General features: G+C 56.3%; 18 protein-coding genes and 1 pseudogene. 10 read left to right on the top strand and 9 right to left on the bottom strand.

Annotated elements, in window-relative coordinates; all coding sequences use genetic code 11:
• Window positions 1-15: 15 nt before the first annotated feature.
• The 7 genes from I3J27_RS39350 to I3J27_RS33370 all read left to right on the top strand — a co-directional run bounded on the left by I3J27_RS39350 (window position 16) and on the right by I3J27_RS33370 (window position 8,030).
• Window positions 16-699, top strand: coding sequence for an ABC transporter ATP-binding protein (locus I3J27_RS39350; RefSeq protein WP_441467297.1), 684 nt, complete (start codon window positions 16-18; stop codon window positions 697-699).
• Window positions 696-1,661 (top strand): carbohydrate ABC transporter permease, encoded by a 966-nt coding sequence (locus tag I3J27_RS33395; RefSeq protein WP_270163129.1) that lies wholly within the window; start codon window positions 696-698, stop codon window positions 1,659-1,661. The genes I3J27_RS39350 and I3J27_RS33395 overlap by 4 nt, the downstream gene beginning before the upstream one ends.
• Window positions 1,658-2,506: a carbohydrate ABC transporter permease gene (locus tag I3J27_RS33390; RefSeq protein ID WP_270163128.1), complete on the top strand. Its 849-nt coding sequence runs from the start codon at window positions 1,658-1,660 to the stop codon at window positions 2,504-2,506. The genes I3J27_RS33395 and I3J27_RS33390 overlap by 4 nt, the downstream gene beginning before the upstream one ends.
• 69 nt (window positions 2,507-2,575) lie before the next feature.
• The gene (locus I3J27_RS33385) at window positions 2,576-3,745 is read left to right on the top strand and encodes an aminotransferase-like domain-containing protein (protein WP_270163127.1); all 1,170 of its coding nucleotides are present in this window, start codon (window positions 2,576-2,578) and stop codon (window positions 3,743-3,745) included.
• A gap of 55 nt (window positions 3,746-3,800) precedes the next feature.
• Window positions 3,801-5,087, top strand: coding sequence for an extracellular solute-binding protein (locus I3J27_RS33380; protein WP_270163126.1), 1,287 nt, complete (start codon window positions 3,801-3,803; stop codon window positions 5,085-5,087).
• A gap of 166 nt (window positions 5,088-5,253) precedes the next feature.
• The gene (locus I3J27_RS33375; RefSeq protein ID WP_270163125.1) at window positions 5,254-6,441 is read left to right on the top strand and encodes an amidohydrolase family protein; all 1,188 of its coding nucleotides are present in this window, start codon (window positions 5,254-5,256) and stop codon (window positions 6,439-6,441) included.
• Between the two features lie 104 nt (window positions 6,442-6,545).
• Window positions 6,546-8,030: an alkaline phosphatase family protein gene (locus I3J27_RS33370; protein ID WP_270163124.1), complete on the top strand. Its 1,485-nt coding sequence runs from the start codon at window positions 6,546-6,548 to the stop codon at window positions 8,028-8,030.
• A gap of 252 nt (window positions 8,031-8,282) precedes the next feature.
• Here I3J27_RS33370 and I3J27_RS33365 read toward each other — a convergent pair.
• The 9 genes and pseudogenes from I3J27_RS33365 to aepX form a co-directional block, all read right to left on the bottom strand.
• Window positions 8,283-8,408 (bottom strand): annotated as a pseudogene (locus I3J27_RS33365) (transposase domain-containing protein); the annotation flags it as partial.
• 182 nt (window positions 8,409-8,590) lie between these two features.
• Window positions 8,591-9,607, bottom strand: coding sequence for a succinylglutamate desuccinylase/aspartoacylase family protein (locus tag I3J27_RS33360; RefSeq protein ID WP_270163123.1), 1,017 nt, complete (start codon window positions 9,605-9,607; stop codon window positions 8,591-8,593).
• A gap of 53 nt (window positions 9,608-9,660) precedes the next feature.
• Window positions 9,661-10,467, bottom strand: coding sequence for a class I SAM-dependent methyltransferase (locus I3J27_RS33355; protein WP_270163122.1), 807 nt, complete (start codon window positions 10,465-10,467; stop codon window positions 9,661-9,663).
• Between the two features lie 71 nt (window positions 10,468-10,538).
• A complete protein-coding gene (locus I3J27_RS39260) occupies window positions 10,539-10,901 on the bottom strand; it encodes a GNAT family N-acetyltransferase (protein WP_370691995.1) in 363 nt (120 codons plus the stop codon).
• Between the two features lie 211 nt (window positions 10,902-11,112).
• A complete protein-coding gene (locus I3J27_RS33350) occupies window positions 11,113-12,267 on the bottom strand; it encodes an aminotransferase-like domain-containing protein (RefSeq protein WP_270163121.1) in 1,155 nt (384 codons plus the stop codon).
• Between the two features lie 50 nt (window positions 12,268-12,317).
• Window positions 12,318-12,932, bottom strand: coding sequence for a CDP-alcohol phosphatidyltransferase family protein (locus tag I3J27_RS33345; protein ID WP_270163120.1), 615 nt, complete (start codon window positions 12,930-12,932; stop codon window positions 12,318-12,320).
• A 91-nt stretch (window positions 12,933-13,023) separates the two neighbouring features.
• Window positions 13,024-14,232, bottom strand: a complete 1,209-nt coding sequence (locus I3J27_RS33340) for a pyridoxal phosphate-dependent aminotransferase (RefSeq protein WP_270163119.1) — start codon at window positions 14,230-14,232, stop codon at window positions 13,024-13,026.
• A gap of 774 nt (window positions 14,233-15,006) precedes the next feature.
• Window positions 15,007-15,780: a phosphocholine cytidylyltransferase family protein gene (locus I3J27_RS33335; protein WP_270172938.1), complete on the bottom strand. Its 774-nt coding sequence runs from the start codon at window positions 15,778-15,780 to the stop codon at window positions 15,007-15,009.
• A 267-nt stretch (window positions 15,781-16,047) separates the two neighbouring features.
• Window positions 16,048-16,974 carry a phosphoenolpyruvate mutase gene (gene aepX / locus I3J27_RS33330; protein WP_270163118.1) on the bottom strand — a complete coding sequence of 309 codons (927 nt, stop codon included), beginning with the start codon at window positions 16,972-16,974 and terminating at the stop codon, window positions 16,048-16,050.
• 838 nt (window positions 16,975-17,812) lie between these two features.
• Between aepX and I3J27_RS33325 the strand changes: the two genes are divergently transcribed.
• The 3 genes from I3J27_RS33325 to I3J27_RS33315 all read left to right on the top strand — a co-directional run bounded on the left by I3J27_RS33325 (window position 17,813) and on the right by I3J27_RS33315 (window position 20,166).
• Window positions 17,813-18,043 carry a hypothetical protein gene (locus I3J27_RS33325; RefSeq protein WP_270163117.1) on the top strand — a complete coding sequence of 77 codons (231 nt, stop codon included), beginning with the start codon at window positions 17,813-17,815 and terminating at the stop codon, window positions 18,041-18,043.
• A 152-nt stretch (window positions 18,044-18,195) separates the two neighbouring features.
• Window positions 18,196-19,278, top strand: coding sequence for a cytochrome-c peroxidase (locus tag I3J27_RS33320; protein ID WP_270163116.1), 1,083 nt, complete (start codon window positions 18,196-18,198; stop codon window positions 19,276-19,278).
• 381 nt (window positions 19,279-19,659) lie between these two features.
• Window positions 19,660-20,166, top strand: a complete 507-nt coding sequence (locus I3J27_RS33315) for an avidin/streptavidin family protein (protein ID WP_270163115.1) — start codon at window positions 19,660-19,662, stop codon at window positions 20,164-20,166.
• The last annotated feature ends 221 nt before the right edge of the window (window positions 20,167-20,387 follow it).

Below are 20,387 nucleotides of genomic sequence, written 5' to 3'. Positions count from 1 at the left end.
GCGGTCGGCCGGGCTATGGTGCGTCATCCGGCTGTGTTCCTGATGGACGAGCCGCTGTCCAACCTTGATGCCAAGCTGCGCGTGCAGATGCGCGCCGAGATCAAGGAGCTGCACAAGCGGCTCGGAGTCACGTTCGTCTATGTCACCCATGACCAGGCCGAGGCCATGACGCTGTCGGACCGGGTCGCGGTGATGCTCGACGGCGAGTTGTTGCAGGTGGCTCCGCCGCAAACCATCTATGCCGATCCTGACGAGCGGCGCGTGGCCGAATTCATCGGTTCGCCTAAAATCAACATGCTTGATGGCGTGGTGCGCGAACGCGGGTTCATCGATGTGGCCGGATCGACGCTCGCGATCGAGGCCGATGCGCTTGCCGGTACACATTTGACGCTCGGCATTCGCCCTGAGGCTTTTCATCTCGCCGAGCACGGAGGGCAGAGCGCGCTGACTGGTTCCGTGCGCATGATCGAGCACATGGGCTCTGATCTCTTCGTGCATCTCGATCTGCCAGGCGCCGAGCATCCGTTGATCGCAAGGCTCCTCGCCGAACGGGCGCCGCAGATCGTCCTCGGCCAGACCCTCAATATCGGCGTCAGACCAGAACGCGTGCTGCTCTTTACCCGCGACGGACGTCGTCTGCGCCGGGAAGCGCAATCTGGTAGGGCGTCGATCACGCCGATCCGTGAGAGTATTCGATGACCCAGCGTTTTACCTTGTCCAGCGATCCCACCGCAGGCGGTGGCGTTCGAACGTTGCCATCTCCCGTCATCTCACCCGCGAGCAGGCGAGCTTTTACGGAGGCGGTGGCCGCTTGGACGCTGGCCGGACCGGCGATTATCTTTCTGCTTGTCCTGTTCTTCTTGCCGGCGATCAGCGTCTTCGTCATCGCGCTCACCGACTGGCAGTTCGGTGCGCGGACGCTGTCCTTCGTGGGGCTTTCTAACTTCCGCGAGATCTTCGCCGACGAGGGGTTCCGGGTCTCGCTCGTCAACACCGTCGCCTACGTTCTGATCGTCGTGCCGGGCACCGTCGTCCTCGGTCTTCTAATCGCGATTCTAATCGAAAGCGGAAAATCCTGTCGCTCCTTTTACCGTGCCGTTCACTTCCTACCTTTTATGGCGACGCTATCGGCCATGGCAATCGCTTGGGAGGCGCTCTTGCATCCCACGATTGGCCTTGTCAACCAGACGCTGTCCGCTGTCGGACTGCCGACTGCCAACTGGCTACGCGATGCGAATACCGCGCTTCCGGTGCTCGCCGTCATCGGTATTTGGCAGAATCTCGGCTTTGCCATGGTTCTCTTTCTTGCCGGCCTCAAAAGCATTCCGCAAGACCTCTACGATGCGGCCGACGTTGACGGCGCGGATCTCTGGCTCGACCGGCTGCGCACCGTCACCCTGCCCATGCTCGGGCCGGTCTTGATGTTCGTGGTTATTATCGTGGCGCTGAGAGCGTTCGAGACCTTCGATACTATCCAAATCCTCACCCAGGGCGGGCCCGATCACGCTTCCGAAGCACTGCTCTTCACCCTCTACCGCGAGAGCTTCGAGTATTTACGTGCCGGTTATGGCGCCGCCGTTGCCGTCGTCTTTCTCGGCATCGTCCTAACACTCACTCTCATTCAGGTCCAGCTCATTGACAGGAAGGTGCACTACCAATGAGCTCCAACAGAGATCCGAAGGGCCCGTTGTCTCAGGCTGCTATTCTTCGCCACGCCGTCCTGCTCGTCAGCGGCGCCCTAATGCTCGTCCCCTTCGTGTGGATGATCTCCCTGTCGATCAAGCCGCCTGGAGAGATCTTCCGCACAAGCTTCTCCTTTTGGCCCACCCAGTTCTACGGAGTCGAGAACTACACGACGGCGCTAACGCAAGCGCCGCTGCCGCGCTACATGGGTAACGGGCTCATAGTCTGCGCGATGATCCTGGCGCTACAAATTCTTGTCTGCGCCCCTTGTGCCTATGCGTTCGCCAAGCTCCGCTTTCCCGGCCGCGACCTACTCTTCCGCCTAGTGCTGGTCGGCCTGCTCCTGCCGCAACAGGTGCTGTCACTGCCCCTCTTCATCCTCGGTTACCAGCTCGGCGTCCTCAACACTTATGTGGCCCTGGTCTTCCCGTATGTGGTCTCACCCTTCGGCATCTTCCTGTTCCGGCAATTCTTCAAGACCATTCCCGACGACGTGGTCCACGCGGCGCGCCTCGACGGTCTCTCGGAGCTAACCATCGTCTGGAAGATCATGGTGCCAATGGCGCTCCCAGCGATCGTCGCCTTTTCTATCTTCTCGGTGGTCAGCCACTGGAACGACCTGTTCTGGCCACTGATCGCGGTGCGTTCCGAAAGCCTTATGCCGCCGCCGCTCGGCGTCATGGTTTTCAGGACCGTTGAGTTCGGCAATGACTACGGCCCCCTCATGGCCGCGGCAACTCTCGTTGTGCTTCCCATGATCCTGGCCTTTCTCGCCGCACAAAATTGGTTCGTCGAGGGGATGACACGAGGTGCCGTCAAGTAGCGAATGAATATCCCTAAAAACTAGCGGCCAGCTTGTTCTCCTTTCCTCTCGACTCGAAGGATCCAATTCATGCCAAACATGCAACGACGGCACTGCCAAACGAGCAACAATCTTCAGTCCGAACATGACCCTTTGGTTATAGAGATGAGCCGTACTCACCCGCCTGTGGTGCCGGCAGTCTTCGATCCTGAGTATCGCGCCGCGCTTGACGCCGTGATGGCTCGCTTTACACCGAGCGAAATGGTAGGGGCCCATCGGTGGAAGGGAACAGACGCCGATCGTGCCGCCGGAGCCTTTTTCGCGGGCAGACGTTTAGGTGCAATTCCTGAAGTGGGCCGTGTAGTGTTGACCAACGGCACGCAAAGCGCTTTCAACATGTTGATGGGAGGGCTCGTTGGTCGCGGCGAAGTCTTGGCCGTGGAAGACCTAACCTATCCATCGGTGTTGGTACTATCCAAGCGATTTGGCTTTGTTCCGCATGGCGTTGCCATGGACGGCGAGGGGATGCTGCCAGATGCTCTGGAGAGTCTATGCCGTCGAAAGCGGCCCAAGGCGATGTATGCGATGTCAACGCTGCAGAATCCAACGACCGTAACGATGTCGTTAGATCGCCGCGCAGCGATCGTCGCCGTCGCTCGGAAATACGATCTGCAGATTATTGAAGATGACATTTACAGTCTGCTTCCCGAGGCTCAGCTACCTCCGTTATCTGCATTGGCGCCTGAACGTGGCTGGTACATGCTGGGCACAGCCAAGAGTGTCGCCTCGGGGCTTAAGGTCGCCTACGTCGTCACGCCGAGCGAGACGTTCTCTGACACGTATTTTTGGCCGGGCGTGAGGTCGACCTTCTGGATGGCCGCCCCAATCAATGCCGCCGTCAGTACGCAACTCATAGAAAATGGCGGAACTTGGCGCATCATTGATGCTGTGCGAGACGAAATGCGGCGGCGATATACTGTGGTACGGCCTTTGGTCTCGCACCTCGATACATCAGTTGCCGATGGCGCGCTTCATTTGTGGGTCCGCTTGCCGACAGGCTTGTCAGCCGAGCGGATGATCGGCCGCGTTCGAAGTCTTGGAATAGCGATATCTGGCGGCGCTCCTTACGCACCCCCGGATGAGATTCAGCCGGAAGCGATTCGCATATGCCTCGGCTACGTCCGCTCTCATGACGTTCTCGCCGAAGCAGTTCGCACCGTCGCCGCGAGTATACAAACGGAAGCAAAGATCCCGCTCTAAGCCCTTCCGGTTGGCCACAATCCTATTCAGGACCATGAAACGCACGGGACTCATCATGAAGCCGATGACGCTGCCTCGAATGTCTATAGCTAGCCTGCTGGGTTTAAGTATCACGTTTGCTTCTGCAGTGGCGCCAGCGCCCGCGTCGGCGAGTGATTCGAGAGTTTTGACGCTTTCCTACAACAACGCCCGCTACAAGGACTTCTTTGAAACGACTGCCCGCCTTTTCGAGGCGGAGAACCCAGAGGCCCACATCACTACCTTACCGCCGGTCGCGACGGAAGGCGAACACCTCACGCGCACGTTCAGGCTGGCGGTCACCGGCGAACTTCCAGACGTCTCCTTCAACGGTTATTCCCATGTGGCTATCATGGCGCGGCGGGGTCTGGCAGTACCGTTGGATCGCTTCATCGCTGACGAAAAAGACTGGGCTGAGAGCGGGCTGACGCCCGCCTCAATGGAGGCTACCAAGGTTCGGGGAGCTACTTATGCTTTACCGCTTGAGAGCTCTACGCCAACGCTATTCTTCAATAAGGATCTCGTTCGTCGCGCCGGTGGCGACCCCGACCATCTTCCGCCGGACTGGGACGGCATCATTGAGCTCGCGGTTAAAATCCACGGCCTCGGCAACAACATAATCGGTGGATTCTTTGATTATAACGCAAGTGGCAACTGGACGTACCAAGCGATGGTTACCGGCCTGGGCGGTCATTTGATGAATGAAGATGACACCAAGATTGAGTTCAACGATTCGAAAGGGCGCCGAGCGCTCGATATCATTCGTCGGATCGGCCAGACCGGCATGATCGACATGAGCCAAGATCAGGCATTTCAAGCCTTCTCCGCCGGTCAGATGGGCATGATCACGCAATCCAACACCTTCTTAGCCAAGTTCGAGGAAGACTCTAAAGGTCGGTTTGAAATTCAGACCATGAAATGGCCCTTAGTCGCACCCGAGGGTAGGGTTCCTATCGGTGGTCGCGGCATCATGATGTACACCACCGATCCCAAAAAGCAGAAGATTGTGTGGCAGTACATGAAATTCATGACAACGCCCAAGATTCAAACTCTGTTGGTGCAGATGCTGAGCTCGACGCCAGCGAACACGATCGCGATCAAGCAGCCGGAGTATCTGGGAAAATATTACAATGACCATCCCAACGAGCAAATTGCGGTTGGCGCGCTGCCCTTTGTAACAGGATGGTATGCGTTCCCTGGCGACAATGCACCAAGAATTGTCGATGCAATCCGTGACCACACACGCGATGTTGCCATCAACAAAGCTGGCGTCGACGAAGCGCTCTCCGCCATGTCGAACAGCGTGAAGAAGCTTCTTCCCTAGTTTTACGAGCGGGCCTTGTTGTTGTGCAGAGTTGGAGCCAAACGGTTCATCCGGTCGGCGCCGCACGTGGCTGATCGAGGCCTCGGTCGTACACCAATCGGCAAAGTTAGTCCGGCATTACATAGACAGGATGCTATCTAATCTTGGTTCAGGGGGAATCAGTCTGATGAAAGGCCAGAGGCTGCTTATTGGCGCCACAATCATTGATGGAAGGGGAGGTCCGCCGCGTCTGGATGAGGCCGTTCTCTTGGACGGTCACAAGATCAGCGGAGTAGGGCGCCGGGACTTACTCGGCCGAACTGCGCCCGATGCGGATATTCTGGACCTCTCTGGTCTGTATCTCACACCGGGGTTCATCAATGTTCACGAGCATGTTTTCAACAAACGTCAGAAGGGTACGGCCGCCGATTACGCTCGAGCAAACCCCGATATTCAAAAATTCCTTGGCATTCGCAACGCAATCTCAAGTCTCTCTGAAGGCATAACGACAATCCGCGATGCTGGTTCTATGGGTTATTTAGGCGTAGACATCCGAGATGCCTTCAAGGGAGATATTTTTGTCGGCCCAAGAATACAGGCGGTCAGCCAGGGCCTGACAGTAACCGGGGGATATGTCCACCAGCTGTTTCTGGAGGTCGACTCTATTGTTGAGGTCCGCAAAGCGGTAGGCGCGATGATTAAGCGCAACGTCGATTGGGTCAAATGTATGGCCAGTATCGAATGGAGCAGAGCTGAAGGCGAGCCGATCAGCGCCGTCAATATGAGTATGGAAATTATGCGCGAGGCTTTCGCCATTGCCCACCATCACGGCAAACGATGCATGGTCCATGCAGTCTGCAATGAGTCGATCGAAAATGCCCTAAACGCAGGCGTCGACACTATAGAACACGGTGTCATGCTCGACGAACCTACCGCAGAGAGGATGGCGCGTGCGGGAGTTTGGCTCGTGCCGACGCTGAGCAGTTTTCGCGAGAAGTGCAATGATTGGGGTCGAGGTCCTGGTCCCATGCGCCACGGCGCGTTGATGCGCCCGTATCATGACAAGTCAGTCCGAGCGGCTCACTCACTTGGCGTAAAGATGGCGTATGGCTCAGACAATTTCGGCAATCTCGTTGACGAAATGCGAGGCTTGTATGAACTCGGACTTTCTTTGTCCGAGTGCTTGGTGCTCGCAACGCGGAACGGCGCTGAGTTACTGAACATTGCAGATAGAGTTGGGACTATCGAAGAGGGGAAGCTAGCCGATTTGGTCGTGCTTGGGAGTAACCCATTAAGCGCTCCGGAGGCGTTCAGTGACATTCGTTTCGTCTTTCGCGATGGGCGAAGGATAAACCCGACTGACTTACCAATCTAGCTTCCAAGACAGCCGCTACAGTGGATCTATGCAACTACACATCCTGAAATTATTGCAGATCTGAAAAACAGAGTCGCATCTGCGTTCTTTCGAAGACGAGCGCTATGAATAAAACAAAACGCTTCTTGATCGTTAGCTTCGACGGTTTGCGTCCCGATCTGGTGACGTCGAAACTGACACCGAACCTTTGGAGCTTGCGAAAGCTAGGTGTAACACTAGCAAATCATGGCACCGTTTACCCTTCCGAGACACGATCGGCGTTTCCCAGCCTCGTTACTGGCGCCACAACCGGCTGCCATGGTATGGTCAGCAATGAATATGTGGACCGAGCGTCCAAGCCGCCTCGCGCGATCGACACCTCGGATGCTAGACTCCTGCGCCAACTTGACATCGAGACCGGCGGTAAACTTTATTCAGTACCCTCACTAGGCGAGATATTGGCCGCCGGCGGTCGCAGCGTCGCGGTGCTTGCCACGAATACACCTGGAACAACGCGGCTTTTTCACCACAACGCCGAGGATTTCGGTCATATTCGTCTGTCCGGGCATTTCCGTGAGGTCTGTACGCCAGACGATATTCTGGGGGAAATCGAAGCACGCATCGGGCCACTTCCTCCTGCCCCTCCTAAGACCGAGCCGGACCGGGCCGGGCAGGATTGGATTACCTCGGCCTTCTTGGATGTTATATGGCCGAAATACCAGCCCGATGTCACGATTCTTTCCTACGGCGAGCCGGACACAACCTCGCACTTTCACGGTACGGGAGCCGAAGCAACTCGATCCATCATTACCTACTGCGATCGCCAGTTCGGCCGTGTGCTCGATTGGTGGGAAGCCGAGGGAAGGCAGGAAGACGTGCAGATTTTCGCGATCTCTGATCATGGCCACATCAGCGGCCATACGCGTATCTCGGTTGCGGATAGCCTGCGTGGGGCCGGCTTCAACCCTGGCGTCGCGCCCGCTGCCAACGTTGACGTGGTAGTCGTGCCTGGGCAGGCCGGCGCTCTCTATCTTGCCGATTCCGATGAGGCGAAGGTTGCCCGGCTCGTTGCGACCATTACGTCCGAGCCATGGTGCGGGCCTGTGTTCACACGTGCGAAGGACGAGGTCAACGGCATCGCGCCCGGGAGCCTCTCAAACCGCCTCGTCTTCGCCGATCATGTGCGGGCGCCGGACGTATCCTTTTCCTTTCGGGCTCACGATATCATCGATCCCTTCGGCCTCGTAGGCGGCACCTTCTATGATAATAATCGTCTACCAGGCCTCGGCCTTCATGGCGGATTGCATCCCAAAGAACTCGCAGCGGTGGGCATTGTCGCAGGATCAGCTTTTCCGGACATCGGATCGCTATCTTTGTTGCCGTCGGGGATCTGCGACGTGGCACCGACGATCCTCTATTTGCTTGAAATCGACGCACCAAAGACGATGAGTGGGCGGGTGCTTGGCGACCTTCTACGGCCAGCATCGACGCCAGAGGTCGCCATTCGTAGAGAGGTCTTCGAGGCGCGGCTTGGCGGCTACAAACAGGTTCTTCGAAGGGTGGCGCTAGGCGACATCAGCTACATTGAAAGCGGAATGGCACAAAGCTGACACGCGTGACGGAGAGCATCTGAAGACACAGGCAGGGGCTCTCTTAGGCTGGCAATCACTACTGCCCCCTTTCTAGGATCCTCAATGCCGCGAGCGATTTCCCGGTTCCAGCAACCCACGGCGGAGCTCGATCGCTCCGGGGCGCAGCTTCAAGCTGTTAAACTCGAGGCAGATGACGAAAGGGGGTCTGCAGCCGGCGAGCGCTACCATGTCGGGACTTCCAGCGCAGCCACCGAAAGTGTCGATCTTGGGTCACAGCTTTCTGTGACGGCCGTAGGCCCACGGAAGCAGGTCGTCGATCTCGCTGTGCGGGTGGCCATTGACCATCCTGGTGAGGACATCACTCAGGTGGGTGAGCGGATCGACATCGTTCATCTCATCCGCACCGAACACCCGCGGCCGCTTCTTGAAGCTGAAGCTGGGACTTCCACTTTGTGATTCGGTCCGGATGACTGTCGAAGTATTCAGCCGCCTGGGCCAGAGTCATCTCGCCGTTGATCGCGGCTGATAGGCGCCAAACAAAGTCGATGAACGAAGAACGCAACGGGTCATCATACGCTCTAGATCTCAATTCTCGTCCCAAGAGCAAAAAGATTATCGCCAATTTTTGTTCGGGCAGGTGATCTCTTGTTAATTATGGTGCCGTCTTGCTTGAATCTGATAACCTCGGGCTCACGCCATGGCGTTTCTGTAAAATGCACGACACCAGCAACCTCACCAGCGGTCACGTCTTCTCCGAGTTTACAACGAGCCTCCAAAACACCGGTTGCAGTAGCATACACCATACCGGTTCCTGCCTGGCGAAGATAAAAAGTCGAAGTGGGAGCGGACTCCTCTTCACCATTGCTCTTCAAAACGCCTACATGACGAAGTAGTCGCGGCAAGCCGCGTTCCGCGGCGCGAAAGATATCGAGAGAGAATACTCCTGCGCCTCCCAGCTCAGTCGACATGTGGCCCACTCCTAGCCGACGGCATGAACCAAGTAGGCGCTGCTCCCCGCCCTTTAGACCCTCTATCAGGATGCTGTTTGGCATCGCGAATGCTTTCAAGAAGCCAATCGCCTCGTCGCGCAGATCCGGCACATCAGGCGCAACCAGATGAGCGGCTGGAATATACTCGCAGGAATAGCCGCCCGAATGAAAATCAAAGCAGTAACGAACTTGCGGTAGTAAGACGCTATCGATGTAGTGAGCAACCATCTCGGTCGGCGTACCGTTTGCGTCCCCGGGAAAAAGACGGTTAAGGTTGCCGTCGTCAATCGGAGATACCCGAGTCCCAGCGGCGACAGCCGGAGCGTTCACGCCTGGAAGGATTATCAGCCGGCCTTGGATGTTATCCGTCGTGATGCTGCGTAGCAGATTCATGAGTAAGACTTGTCCCTCATATTCATCCCCATGACTGCCTGCCATCAGCAAAACGCTGGGGCCTTCCCCATTTTTTACTACTGCGATGGGAACGGGTATCCAACCAAATCCGGCACTGTTGCTGGAAAACGGAACGCGTAGATAACCATGAGCCTTTCCCTCGGAATGGAGATCAACCTCTGACGACAGTTGGCTTTCTCGGCGTTTCTCCATCGCATCATCCTGTGCTATTGTCACTGCACCCCAATAATCGGCCAAAGACTGATCTATACTTTGGTCGCACTTACGACAAATGTCGTAAACGGAAATTCCAACCTTCCATCCGAACCTATGTACTTGTCGATTAAAGTGTGCAGCTCGCGAATAAGCTCGTCTCGTGCTCGATTCTTGAAAGCATGCTGGAAATGGATTGTCGATGTGAACCTCGCCTCAATGCTTTGACGGTCATAGAAGTGCGTCCATTCGATGCACTCTTCTTCGATTTGCTCAAAGGTAGATAGAGCGGCGAGTTCTTCGGCAAAATGCACCTCCGAGAATGTGCCGTGCCGATTCGCAAACGTTCCGCGTCGATAGCCCGGCACATTAGCTTCATATAAATTCTGATACGCGGATAGAAACTCGCTCTCCGAAAAGCGCCCGTGATTATAAATGAAGGCGATAACGCCGCTCGATGCTAGAATTCGCTCGACCTCCTTATAATAGCGAGGTCGATCGAAGAGTTGCGCAGAGGCGGCGGCGCTCACTACCGCGGCTGAGTTACGAGCAAAAGGCAGCGTCTCAGCAGGAGATTTTAGATATGTGATCTCTTTGTTATCTGCCTTATTTGCCTCTGCTATCATATCTTCGTTTGGTTCAACACCAAATATCCTGCATTTATCGCCAATAAAATGAGCGAGTGGACGCGTAAACTTTCCGGTGCCTGACCCTACATCAACCCAGTACTTGTCGCCGAGTTGGCTATCGACCCGATCAGCAACCAGAGTTGCCGCCTGAATCGGATATTCTGGTCGTGAGAGCTGATACAGGTCGGCTACACCCGAATATATGGCTGTCATTGGAATGCTGGATTTCATGCTAATTTCCTCTGCGCGTAGTATGACCCTTTGGATAACGCGGGGGCGCGCCTGTCATGCCGGCAGCGATCTTAGGCACGGCGCCTGCCGTCACTTCGTCGCGCGCCATTTGCAGCTTCTTGCCGATCTGAAAGCGACGACACCAGTTCATCCGTCAATCTTACAAAAGTTGAACAATGCGGGCCGGCAGGCGGAACTTCGTATTGCGTGCCAATTGTTTCAAAACCGAGCCGAGTATGTACGGGCACCGCGGCGATTCTTGTCATGCCCCAAAGCGCACGAGCTCCCTTAGCATGCGACCGGACAATTACAGATTTCAAAAGCGCTGTTGCTACTCCCCGTCGTCGCGCGAACTCAACCACAGCGAGGCCTCTCAATCTCCAACTGCTATCCCAGGAATCGAACGGGCAGCGCTCGGGACCGGCAGAGAGCATCCCAACGGTCTGACCATTCACACTCGCGGTCAAGTGAATGGCCAGTGTCGAAACGTCGGCTGGCGACACTAATTTCTCTGGTCTTCTGTCGGGCCTCAATAGCTTGTGGCGAAGTGTCAACACGACGTCCAGCGGCCTTTCAGCAATTGCGATTGGCATCCTTCAAACTCCATTCAAAATGGATCACCATGGGCACGTCACCGCCGGTTCATTAGCTCATTCTTGACGGAAGGTGTTTCCGAACTATTTTTATCGCAAGCTCGAGCAGTTCGGGTGCTTCAGGGTTGCCGATACCGACCCTGATCGCCTCCGCGGGGTGGAAAGACGCCGATGCATACGCACTGCTGGCTGCAACCTGAACGCCGTCCGCCTTAATTGCGTCCGCGACCTGCTGACTTGGATGCGACTTAGGCAGCGGAAACCAAACGTGAAGGCAGCCTGGGTTCGCGACGTAGCGGCGATCGCCTGCAATCTCGTTGAGTAGTTGGTGTCGCGACTGAAGTTCCTTTTTCACTGCCGCCAGGATGTCTAAGTCGCCGCCTCTTCTTATAAAGTTCGACATCAACGCCGCACTTGTCGGTGCTGCCATCCAATAGGTCGCGCGAACTCCGGGCCAAAACACCCGAAAAGCATCGGAGGAACTAGGTGCGACAACAAAAGCCAGTTTCAGTCCCGCGGCGAAGCTCTTTGCTGTTCCCAAGAGATACCAAGAGTTCTCCGGAGCGATCGCGGAGATCGGCTTGATCGGAGTCGAGCTCAAAAGACTATAGACGTCATCTTCGATGACTTGCACATCGTAACGTTTGGCGATTTCGGCAATCTGTATTCGGCGATTCAGCGACATAGTGATCGTCGTTGGGTTCTGAAAGGTTGTAACCAAATAGAGAGCCGCCGGCCGCGACCTCCTGCACACATCTTCGAAGGAATTTGGCTCGACGCCGTTATCATCCATCAGGACGTCAATAGTAGGTATCCCGTAGCGTTGCGCAAAAGTCCGGATTGGCGGGTAGGTCATTTGCTCGACGACCAAGGACCGCCCATTTGGAACGAGCGCGGGAAGCATCATGTGAATCGCAGATTGCGTGCTGTGGGTGAGAACAATTCGGTCGACATTCGGCGGGGCACCCAGCCGCCGACCAGTGAATTCGGCACCCATGGAACGATCGTCCTCCGTTCCGGTCCAGCGGTGTGTCGTTACAAGACTTGATGGCGATGTCCTCTGGAAGACATCTTTGAGCGCGTCTGCGAAAATGCGGTCGAATGTCCCGGGAACAGGCGGAGGATGATTGAGATTGAGGCCGATCAGTCCGTCTTTGCCCAAACATCTATCGCGTACTGGAATTGTCGGCTTGTGCATCGTGTTCATCTTCATCCTGATCATAGCAGCAGCAAAGTTGTTGTGGCGGAACAAGTGCCTTAAGGTCGTGCGTTCCAAACAAGTGCCACGCAACCAGCGAGCGCAAAGCCGGTGGCGATCGGCACCGCAGTTCCACGAATGGCCGGAACGCGGATCGCTGTGGTTACGTGCAACACGGCGAGGACAATGAAGGCAGCCGCAACAATCGTCGGAAAAGCATCGTTCGATAGCATCGGGCGAATGAGTAGCAGGATCGCTAAAAGGGGCGTATCGTATGAAACCGGAATGCCGCTAAATCGCGCATCGGCCGTGAGTCCTGCATTTTCGAAATGACTGAGCCTGATCGCTCCCGCCAATACCAGCGCTAAGCTCGCGACCAGCGACAGGGGCGTACCTTGTCCAACGAGGATAATGATAGCAGCGGGGAAAACGACGCCATGAATAAAGTCAGCAAAGCCATCAAAGCTCTTTCCGAACTCCGCAACACCCGGGCGGCGGAGCTGGCGCGTCTTGCGCGCAACATGTCCGTCCCAATGGTCCAGAAACCAGGTCCAAAGCATCGCGGCAACGCCGAGCTCGACCTTGCCGTTCAACGCCAGGAATAATCCGATGACGGCAAACAGGTAGGCGAGAGCCGTGATAGCGTTTGCATAGTCTCGCAGATGCCCGATCATTGCCTTGCTCCTGTTGCAGGCCAAATGGAGCTCACCGCTGCGCTAAAACTTGATGTACAATGGCCCACGCCAGAATGCTCCTTCTAGCCGGTCAGAAGGCCGCTTGCCGGGTGTTAAGACTATTCAGGGTGTGAACGATCTTTTTTAGCGCCGGCTCCAGCAGCTCTGGCGGAGCACCGAAGGAAAAACGCAGCCCGTTCACGTCACCAAAGACGCTGCCGGGAACGGATCCCACGCCGGACTCCTCCAGAAGCAATCGTGCAACATCGTCGCTGGTTCGAACGGCAGATCCAGGTGGCAGAGAGGAGATGAGCCTGCTCAGATCGAGATAAAAGAAAAATGTGCCCTCGGCACCCGGCGGAGGCACGTCCTGCAGGCCAGCCAATATGCGAAGACAAGTATGACGAGCGTCAAAAAGGCGCTGATACATCACCCTTTCAAAGCGGCCGTCACCGGTGTGGAGGTGGTGCAGGATAGCGTGCTGCGCGATCACGTTGGCATTTGAGGTCGTATGACTCTGCAGCTTTTTGGCTGCGGATACGATCTCGGGGGGAGCCGCGAAGTAACCCAAGCGCCAACCGGTTATCGCTAACTCCTTGGAGAATGCGTTGACCAGGATGGTCCGTGAACGTACGCCTGGATGTGCCATGACAATCGATTCATGGCGCGAACCAGTGAATATCAAGCTGGAGTAGCATTCGTCCGAGACGATCCAAAGCTGATAGTTGATCGCAAGATCGCCGATGGCTTGAAGGGTCGTTCGATCATAAACCGCGCCGGTAGGATTGTTCGGCGAGTTGATGATGATGGCTTTCGTGCGCGGTGTGACAGCGGCGCGGATTGTGCCGATGTCGGGAATATACGTCGGGGGACGAGCATCAACGAACACGGGTGCCGCGCCGGCGAGAAGAACTTGGGAATGGAATGTCGGCCAGCAGGGTCGAATGATGATGACCTCATCGCCCGGATTGAACAAGGCCAACGCAGCGTCGAGCAGCCCTTGCTTTGCGCCCGCAGTGATCACGATGTCGTCCGAACTCCAGCCGATCCCCGTTTCCGCGCATAGCTTTTCCGCGACAGCCTTGCGAAGCGGCGGCAGGCCGACGGAATCCGTATAGCGGTTCGTCCCGGCATTGATGGCGGCAATCGCTCCCTCGCGTACCGATGATGGGGGCTCGATGATGACTTCGCCGGCCGCAAGATCGATAACCTGACGGCCGGCTGAGGCTGCATCTTTGGCAGCCTCACGGGCGGCGGCGGTGCCAGAACCTGAAAGCAAAGACATCCGTTGCGCCAGCATGTGTGCTCCTCGCGAGCTAATTGCCGAGATCGTGAAGTAGCTCTATTCGCTTCGGCGCCAGTACGGTCTCACTGACGGCAATTCGGCCCAGAGAACCCGGGAAATGGTGCCGTAACACTTCCGTAGGCGACATATCAGCGCGTCGATCGGGCCGTTGGCGTGACCTGAAGCAATCTTGCATGCGCAAATACCTCCAGGTGAGTTTGGGCTAACTCGACGTCTGCTTCAGTGCCTGTTTCCGTCGTCTAGATCAATTACTAGCGTTGGTAGTTGACCGCAGCCCAAGTTGGTTGACTGGCCTAGGCTGACCTAGGATCGATGGCCGGATTGACGCGAAAATTAGCGTTCAGCATTGCAATGCGTCTTTTGAATTCGTTACATTGCCTCGAGCTTCATTGGCAGTCGTCTGCGTGTTGTAGACGCATCGCAACGGGCTCTAAGCCCTAAGGTTATTCGCTTAATCGAGAGCTTCGTAGCTTCGTTATGAGAGCTGACATGAACGGCGTTACTCTCTCGGCTCATACCAGGCGTTAATACCGTTGCGTGCGCTCGGAGTCGCCGTGAGGCGCTCCGTGTAGAAGATTTGACAGAGGTACGGTTGGATGAGATCGATACGACGATCAGCTGAGCGGGAAGAGAGTGTATGTCTTCGGATCCAGGTGACGCCGGCCACTGAACGAATTTTGCTATCAGATCTTATCCGCGTTCGTCGGATTGCAGGGATACGCTGGCATGGAGCCCAAAGCTCATCCGGCAGGACATGAAATCGTGCGCTTAGCTGAAAATGCGCTCCGCGATGCGCAGATCTTCGGTGCTGTCGATTTCATACCACCTGAGATCGTCGCAACGAGCCGCTGCGAGTTGTAAGCCGCGCCTTTCCACAAGATAAGCAAGGAGCTCCTCCGTATACGCCCGCCTAGCTCCCGAAGTGATGATATCGTCCAGCGCTGGCACGATTCGGTCCCTGAGAGTGGACGCCGAGAAGCGAAGCAAGTTCATTGTCTTGAATAGTGTTGGACCATCCGCGAGAACATTTGCGGCAGTTTGCTTCATGCGAAAAGCTGAGATAAAGCCGCTATCCGACAGCAGAACTGCTGATCCTTCCATCAGCTCGTTGAAGGGGGCGACCGCAGCCGTATCGGTCGCCTCTCCGAGCAGCAGATAGCCCAACGCGTCTTTCTCGAAGAAGACATCGCCCTCAAGAAGAAAGCAGTCGCCGGAGAGCAATGCGTCGCGAGCAAGCCAAAGAGAATAGGCGCTCCCGGTGTGGTTGAAGACCGAGGACTCCACATATTTGACTTCGATATTGCCAAAGCGATTACCACAGGCATATTGTATGGCATCTTTCCGGTAGCCCACGACGATCGTGACCTCGTCGACACCGACGGCTTGCAGGTTAATAAGAGCGTTGTGAAGGATTGGAGTGCCGTTCACCTCGACCAGAGGCTTAGGGCGTAAATCGGTCATTGGACGCAGCCTCGAGCCCACGCCGGCTGCGAGAATGACGGCTTTCTTAGGAGGAGTGTTAGCCATTTCATTCCATTTCATCGCCAAGGGGATATGTCGCGGTCATTTTGGGAGAAGTGGAGTGTTTTGGGCCGACGCTAGCCTTGATCGTCGAACGGAAGAAACCCAAAACGGCTGCAACGTACCGGGCGGTCAGTAAGCGCAGTCGGGCCATCGTGCGATATCTCCGGCGGTTGAGGGCAGCTAATGCTCCGATCGACTTTGCGGTGAAGCATTGGTCGATGTGGCCGATTGTTGCGGGCAGGAGGTCGTCAAGGACGAGCACGGTGAGTGAGCAGCTAGAACGAGTCAGGGAAGGTGGAGATATCTCATTTCCGCATCGGCGAGTTCGTCGTACCTCAACAAATCAAAAACCTCGTCGAGTCTCGCGATATCTGGTTCAATGCCGGCAATGCTTTCCTCAGCGATAATACGGCCGCACACGTTCATCATTGCTGCTATTGCGGAACGCATGGAGTGGTTGGCCCAGATCACCGTGGAGATACCGGCGTCACGGTATGCAGAGACTGGTGTCCGATAGTATTTCGTCGGAACGATCACGACAGGCAGACGGTGTTGCCAGGCAGCGGCAAAGGAGAGGACCTCCTCTGCGGTGGTCTTGCTTGAGTGAATGAGGATCGCGTCGGCACCAGCCGCGGCGTAAGCGCTGGCGCGCAGAATAGCCTCGTCCATTCCCTGGCCGGCTATCAGCGCTTCGGTCCGGGCGACCAGGACCAAGTCGTCCGCGACTGTATCTTTCACGGCCCGCAGGCGGCCGGAAAATTCATTGACGTCGGCCAGGGGATGCCGATCGCCAACAAACGAGTTTATTTTCGGAAAACAGCTGTCCTCCAGCGCAATCCCGGCGGCGCGACGCTGATGGAGTTTGCGTGCCAGCAGGCGCGCATTGTTGAAATTCCCGAACCCGCCATCGCCGTCAACGAGCACAGGCAATTCGGTCGAGTCCACTATGCGCTCAACCACGTCGACGAGTTGGCTCCAAGAAGCCTCGTTGGCATCGCGGTAGCCGAGAGAGCTGGCAATGGAGAGGCCCGACGCCCACAGGCTCTTGAAGCCCGCGCGCTTGGCAATCGCGCCCGAAAGCGCATCATGGGCCTCCATCAAGAATGAGAGGGCGCTGTTGGAGCAGATTTCGTCGCGCAGAATTTGTGAAAGCGAGGAGCCTGAGCTTCGCTCAGGTCGATTGATAACAGCCGATTTTGGTTGATATTGCATGCCGATTCCTTGGAGGTGCGTTGACCTGTCGGGCGCACAGTGCGTCCTTAGTCGAATTCTCGTTGGCTAAGTCGTTTGGGCAATCCCGCAGCTCAGTCAGGTGACATGCTTCTGTCATTTTGATCAATCACCATCGTTGGTAGTTGACCGGCGCGTAGCGTATTTCATCTCCCAAATAACCCACCCGCTGCGGCTGACCGCAAAGCGCGGGACATTGTTGTTGATCGGCGGTGGCTCGCAGAGCGCATGCGTTTGACGATCAGAGAACCAGCGCAGCTTCCTGCGTTGCTCGGCCTGGAGCCTGTTGACTTGGCTCATGGTGTTGGCAAGGCATGATTTGTGCAATCTGGTGCAAGTGTTTATATCCTTGGTGAACGCTGGGATCGTTGACTGTAGTATGTGCCCCGCTCGCGCACATCTGTAGCGCGCAAAGATATCGCCAGCCGCTCCGTTCGATATTCACCAATGTCTCAGCTGTAGCGAATCGTGTGTCCCATGTCCGACATAGGTCGCGATTGCTTCAATCGGGTGATGCGCCGCAATTGCTCGTCGAGCTTCTCAAGCGCTTGTTTCTGCGCGGAGTTCGGCGGGTGCCGCATTTGGTACGAGACTTGCTGTTCGCGTCCCGGGTCCTCTGAAAGGGTGGAGGACCGGGTGCGCGGTATCGTCTCCATCAAGCCGGTTGTCGGCTCCTTGCAGATCTACGTGCGCTCGTGACCTAGCGCCGTAGACCGGAAGGAAGTGGACCATTACCAGTGTTATCCCAACTGGAATTCCTACGTGGTGCAGTTCGTCTAAAAGGCGCCGACTAACGCCGACGAGCATGCCGAATGCTGCAATGATCCTCAACGTCGCGCATATTGCCATTGGAAGCCATATAACCGACCGCTGGTATCACGTGACGCGCTTTCGCGGGAGGCGGAATGCGTTCGCTCGCGAATGGAGTTTAGCCAAGTACAGCACAGGGGTTAAACTGCAGGAGCCGGGCAAACGCTGCGCAGATCGGCAGCATCTGGTGCCAGCGAACAACTCGGAAAGATCGGCGGCTTTTCGAAAGAACTTTGCGTGAGCAAAGCCTGAAGCGCGTCGCTCTATTGTGATGATTTGCCGCGGCGACTCGAGCGTGAACGTCAGGTGAGTTGCAGCTGCGTTAACGCCACGGGCGACGAGCACGGCGTCATGTCTTCCAATTCCCCAGAGCATCAATGAGAACTGGTACCGATGATCCATATTAGAAAGAAGCCCGCGGTCCTGGAAGTCCACCTTGTACGCAAGTTGTGTGTCGCGGCCATTGCGATACTCGTCTCGTCACAGGCAGGCGCAGACGATGATTTGATGAACGCTGCTAGGCGGACGTTCAAACCGATCCCCTCGGTCGTTCCTGCGGTGAAGGACAACCCGGTTACCCACGAGAAGGTCGAGCTCGGTAAGATGCTGTTCTTCGATCCGCGAATCTCGGCTAGCGGGATCATTAGCTGCAATACTTGTCACAATCTAGGTACCGGCGGAGCGGATGCGGGTCCGACATCGATCGGTCACGGCTGGCAACTAGGGCCACGCCGGGCCCCCACCGTATATAACGCAGTCTTCAATGTGGCGCAGTTCTGGGATGGGCGGGCGCCGGATCTCAAGGCGCAAGCAAAGGGCCCCGTGCAGGCGAGTGTTGAAATGAACGCGACTCCAGAGCATGTGATCAACACGCTGAACTCGATGAGCGACTATGTGGTCATGTTCAAAAAGGCCTTTCCAATCGAGGCATCGCCAGTCACCTTTGACAACTTCGCGAAGTCGATCGAGGCCTTTGAAGCGGTTCTCATTACGCCCGCGGCCCCTTTCGATCAGTACCTTGAAGGCGATCCAAATGCTCTCAACGTTCAGCAGAAAGCTGGATTGAAGCTATTCATGGAAACAGGATGCTCCTCCTGTCACAATGGAATCAACGTTGGCGGACAGGATTACTTTCCATTTGGCGCCGTCGAAAGACCAAGCACAAGCTTGCTTCCGACAGCCGACAAAGGCAGATCCGCCGTCACAAAAGTGGCCAGCGACGAATACGTTTTTCGTGCAGCACCGTTGCGCAACGTCGCGTTGCGACCGCCATACTTCCATTCGGGTCAGGTTTGGAGCCTTAAGCAAGCTGTCGGCGTGATGGCTGAAGTTCAGCTTGACGCCAAGCTTAGCGATAAGGAACAGAACGATATTGTCGCGTTTCTGAATTCGCTGACCGGGCAGCTGCCCAAGATTGAGTATCCGATACTGCCCACCCGGACCGAGACGACGCCACTGCCGTCTACAGGAAAATAATATGTTCCGTTCCTATAGTGGCCGTGTTGTTTGATGAAAGCATGGCGCAGGAAGCCGCGCGTTCGCCAGCGGCCAAGTGCCTTACTCGAAGCCGAACTCATGACCGCACAGTCATCTCTTGTTCAACCAGGAAAGATCTCGCGGCCCAGGCCGTTCCCACATATGGGTGGGTTAGACCGATGCGCCGGCGCCGACCGACATTGTGGAGGAAGTTGTCCCTCGCCGTGCTGAATGAAAAGCACGATTGGCCCAAACCTAAACGGCATATAGAATAAAGCAACTCGTAAGGGCGATATAGTAGAATGCACGGTTGGATTGTAAATCTTGAAAGAGAGGTTTATATGCAAAGCGCGATCTTTCTGAAGCGACATGGAGTCGGTGATGCATCAAGATAAACGGACACTCACAAGATGGATGGCTTTGGCTGGCCTTGGGCTGCTGATGGCGGCACCCGCACGGGCGCAGCCCATCTGGACCTGGAACAACCAATACGGCTCGGTTCTGGCGGTCAACAGCTACGACCAGAGCACGGGCGCCATTTCCGGCACCTATACAAATAACGCAACGAATAGCTGCGACGAAGGCGCCCCTCAGCCGATGACAGGCTGGCTGGCCCAAACCAATAGCGGCACAGCGATCAGCTTTACAGTCAACTTCGGGGGCTGCAGCTCAACGACCGTGTGGACGGGACAGCTCAATGCCGCATCGGGTTTTCAAGGGCTTTGGCTCCTCTCGCTCGCCGAGCCCGTGGTATGGAATGGGATCAGCGCCGGCGCTGACACTTTCACGTTCGGCAGCGGCGACAAGTCGAAATTGATATCCGCTGGTAAAGGGGAGGCCAAGGACGGGCCAGGCGAGAAACTCTCCAACACGAAAAACCGCAAATAGCACGATCTTCTCGGGTGACGACGTTGAGCGTCGTCACGCCGACATTGCCTAATGAACTCGCCTTTGTGCCGACGGCGTTGGCGGGAGTGCACTCATCGAATATTCGACATGTGTCTGGACATCCGCCGGTGCTTTCGAAGATCGCGAGAACACCTCTCCCAGCGTGGGGAGCTGCTCGGACCGGCTCACGGTTGCAAGCTCCGGCTCATCTCAGAGCGATT

This window comes from Bradyrhizobium xenonodulans (genome assembly GCF_027594865.1).
Lineage (GTDB): Bacteria > Pseudomonadota > Alphaproteobacteria > Rhizobiales > Xanthobacteraceae > Bradyrhizobium > Bradyrhizobium xenonodulans.
This window is presented reverse-complemented; position numbering and strand designations above follow the sequence as displayed.

Coding starts and splice junctions, on each gene's coding strand:
- I3J27_RS33375 (WP_270163125.1), top strand. CDS start 5,254: ATGAAAGGCCAGAGGCTGCTTATTGGCGCCACAATCATTGATGGAAGG.
- I3J27_RS33380 (WP_270163126.1), top strand. CDS start 3,801: ATGAAGCCGATGACGCTGCCTCGAATGTCTATAGCTAGCCTGCTGGGT.
- I3J27_RS33360 (WP_270163123.1), bottom strand. CDS start 9,607: ATGGAGAAACGCCGAGAAAGCCAACTGTCGTCAGAGGTTGATCTCCAT.
- I3J27_RS33350 (WP_270163121.1), bottom strand. CDS start 12,267: ATGAACACGATGCACAAGCCGACAATTCCAGTACGCGATAGATGTTTG.
- I3J27_RS33385 (WP_270163127.1), top strand. CDS start 2,576: ATGCCAAACATGCAACGACGGCACTGCCAAACGAGCAACAATCTTCAG.
- I3J27_RS33395 (WP_270163129.1), top strand. CDS start 696: ATGACCCAGCGTTTTACCTTGTCCAGCGATCCCACCGCAGGCGGTGGC.
- aepX (WP_270163118.1), bottom strand. CDS start 16,974: ATGCAATATCAACCAAAATCGGCTGTTATCAATCGACCTGAGCGAAGC.
- I3J27_RS33340 (WP_270163119.1), bottom strand. CDS start 14,232: ATGCTGGCGCAACGGATGTCTTTGCTTTCAGGTTCTGGCACCGCCGCC.
- I3J27_RS39260 (WP_370691995.1), bottom strand. CDS start 10,901: ATGCTCTCTGCCGGTCCCGAGCGCTGCCCGTTCGATTCCTGGGATAGC.
- I3J27_RS33390 (WP_270163128.1), top strand. CDS start 1,658: ATGAGCTCCAACAGAGATCCGAAGGGCCCGTTGTCTCAGGCTGCTATT.
- I3J27_RS39350 (WP_441467297.1), top strand. CDS start 16: ATGGTGCGTCATCCGGCTGTGTTCCTGATGGACGAGCCGCTGTCCAAC.
- I3J27_RS33320 (WP_270163116.1), top strand. CDS start 18,196: ATGATCCATATTAGAAAGAAGCCCGCGGTCCTGGAAGTCCACCTTGTA.
- I3J27_RS33315 (WP_270163115.1), top strand. CDS start 19,660: ATGCATCAAGATAAACGGACACTCACAAGATGGATGGCTTTGGCTGGC.
- I3J27_RS33355 (WP_270163122.1), bottom strand. CDS start 10,467: ATGAAATCCAGCATTCCAATGACAGCCATATATTCGGGTGTAGCCGAC.
- I3J27_RS33325 (WP_270163117.1), top strand. CDS start 17,813: ATGATCCTCAACGTCGCGCATATTGCCATTGGAAGCCATATAACCGAC.
- I3J27_RS33370 (WP_270163124.1), top strand. CDS start 6,546: ATGAATAAAACAAAACGCTTCTTGATCGTTAGCTTCGACGGTTTGCGT.
- I3J27_RS33345 (WP_270163120.1), bottom strand. CDS start 12,932: ATGATCGGGCATCTGCGAGACTATGCAAACGCTATCACGGCTCTCGCC.
- I3J27_RS33335 (WP_270172938.1), bottom strand. CDS start 15,780: ATGAAATGGAATGAAATGGCTAACACTCCTCCTAAGAAAGCCGTCATT.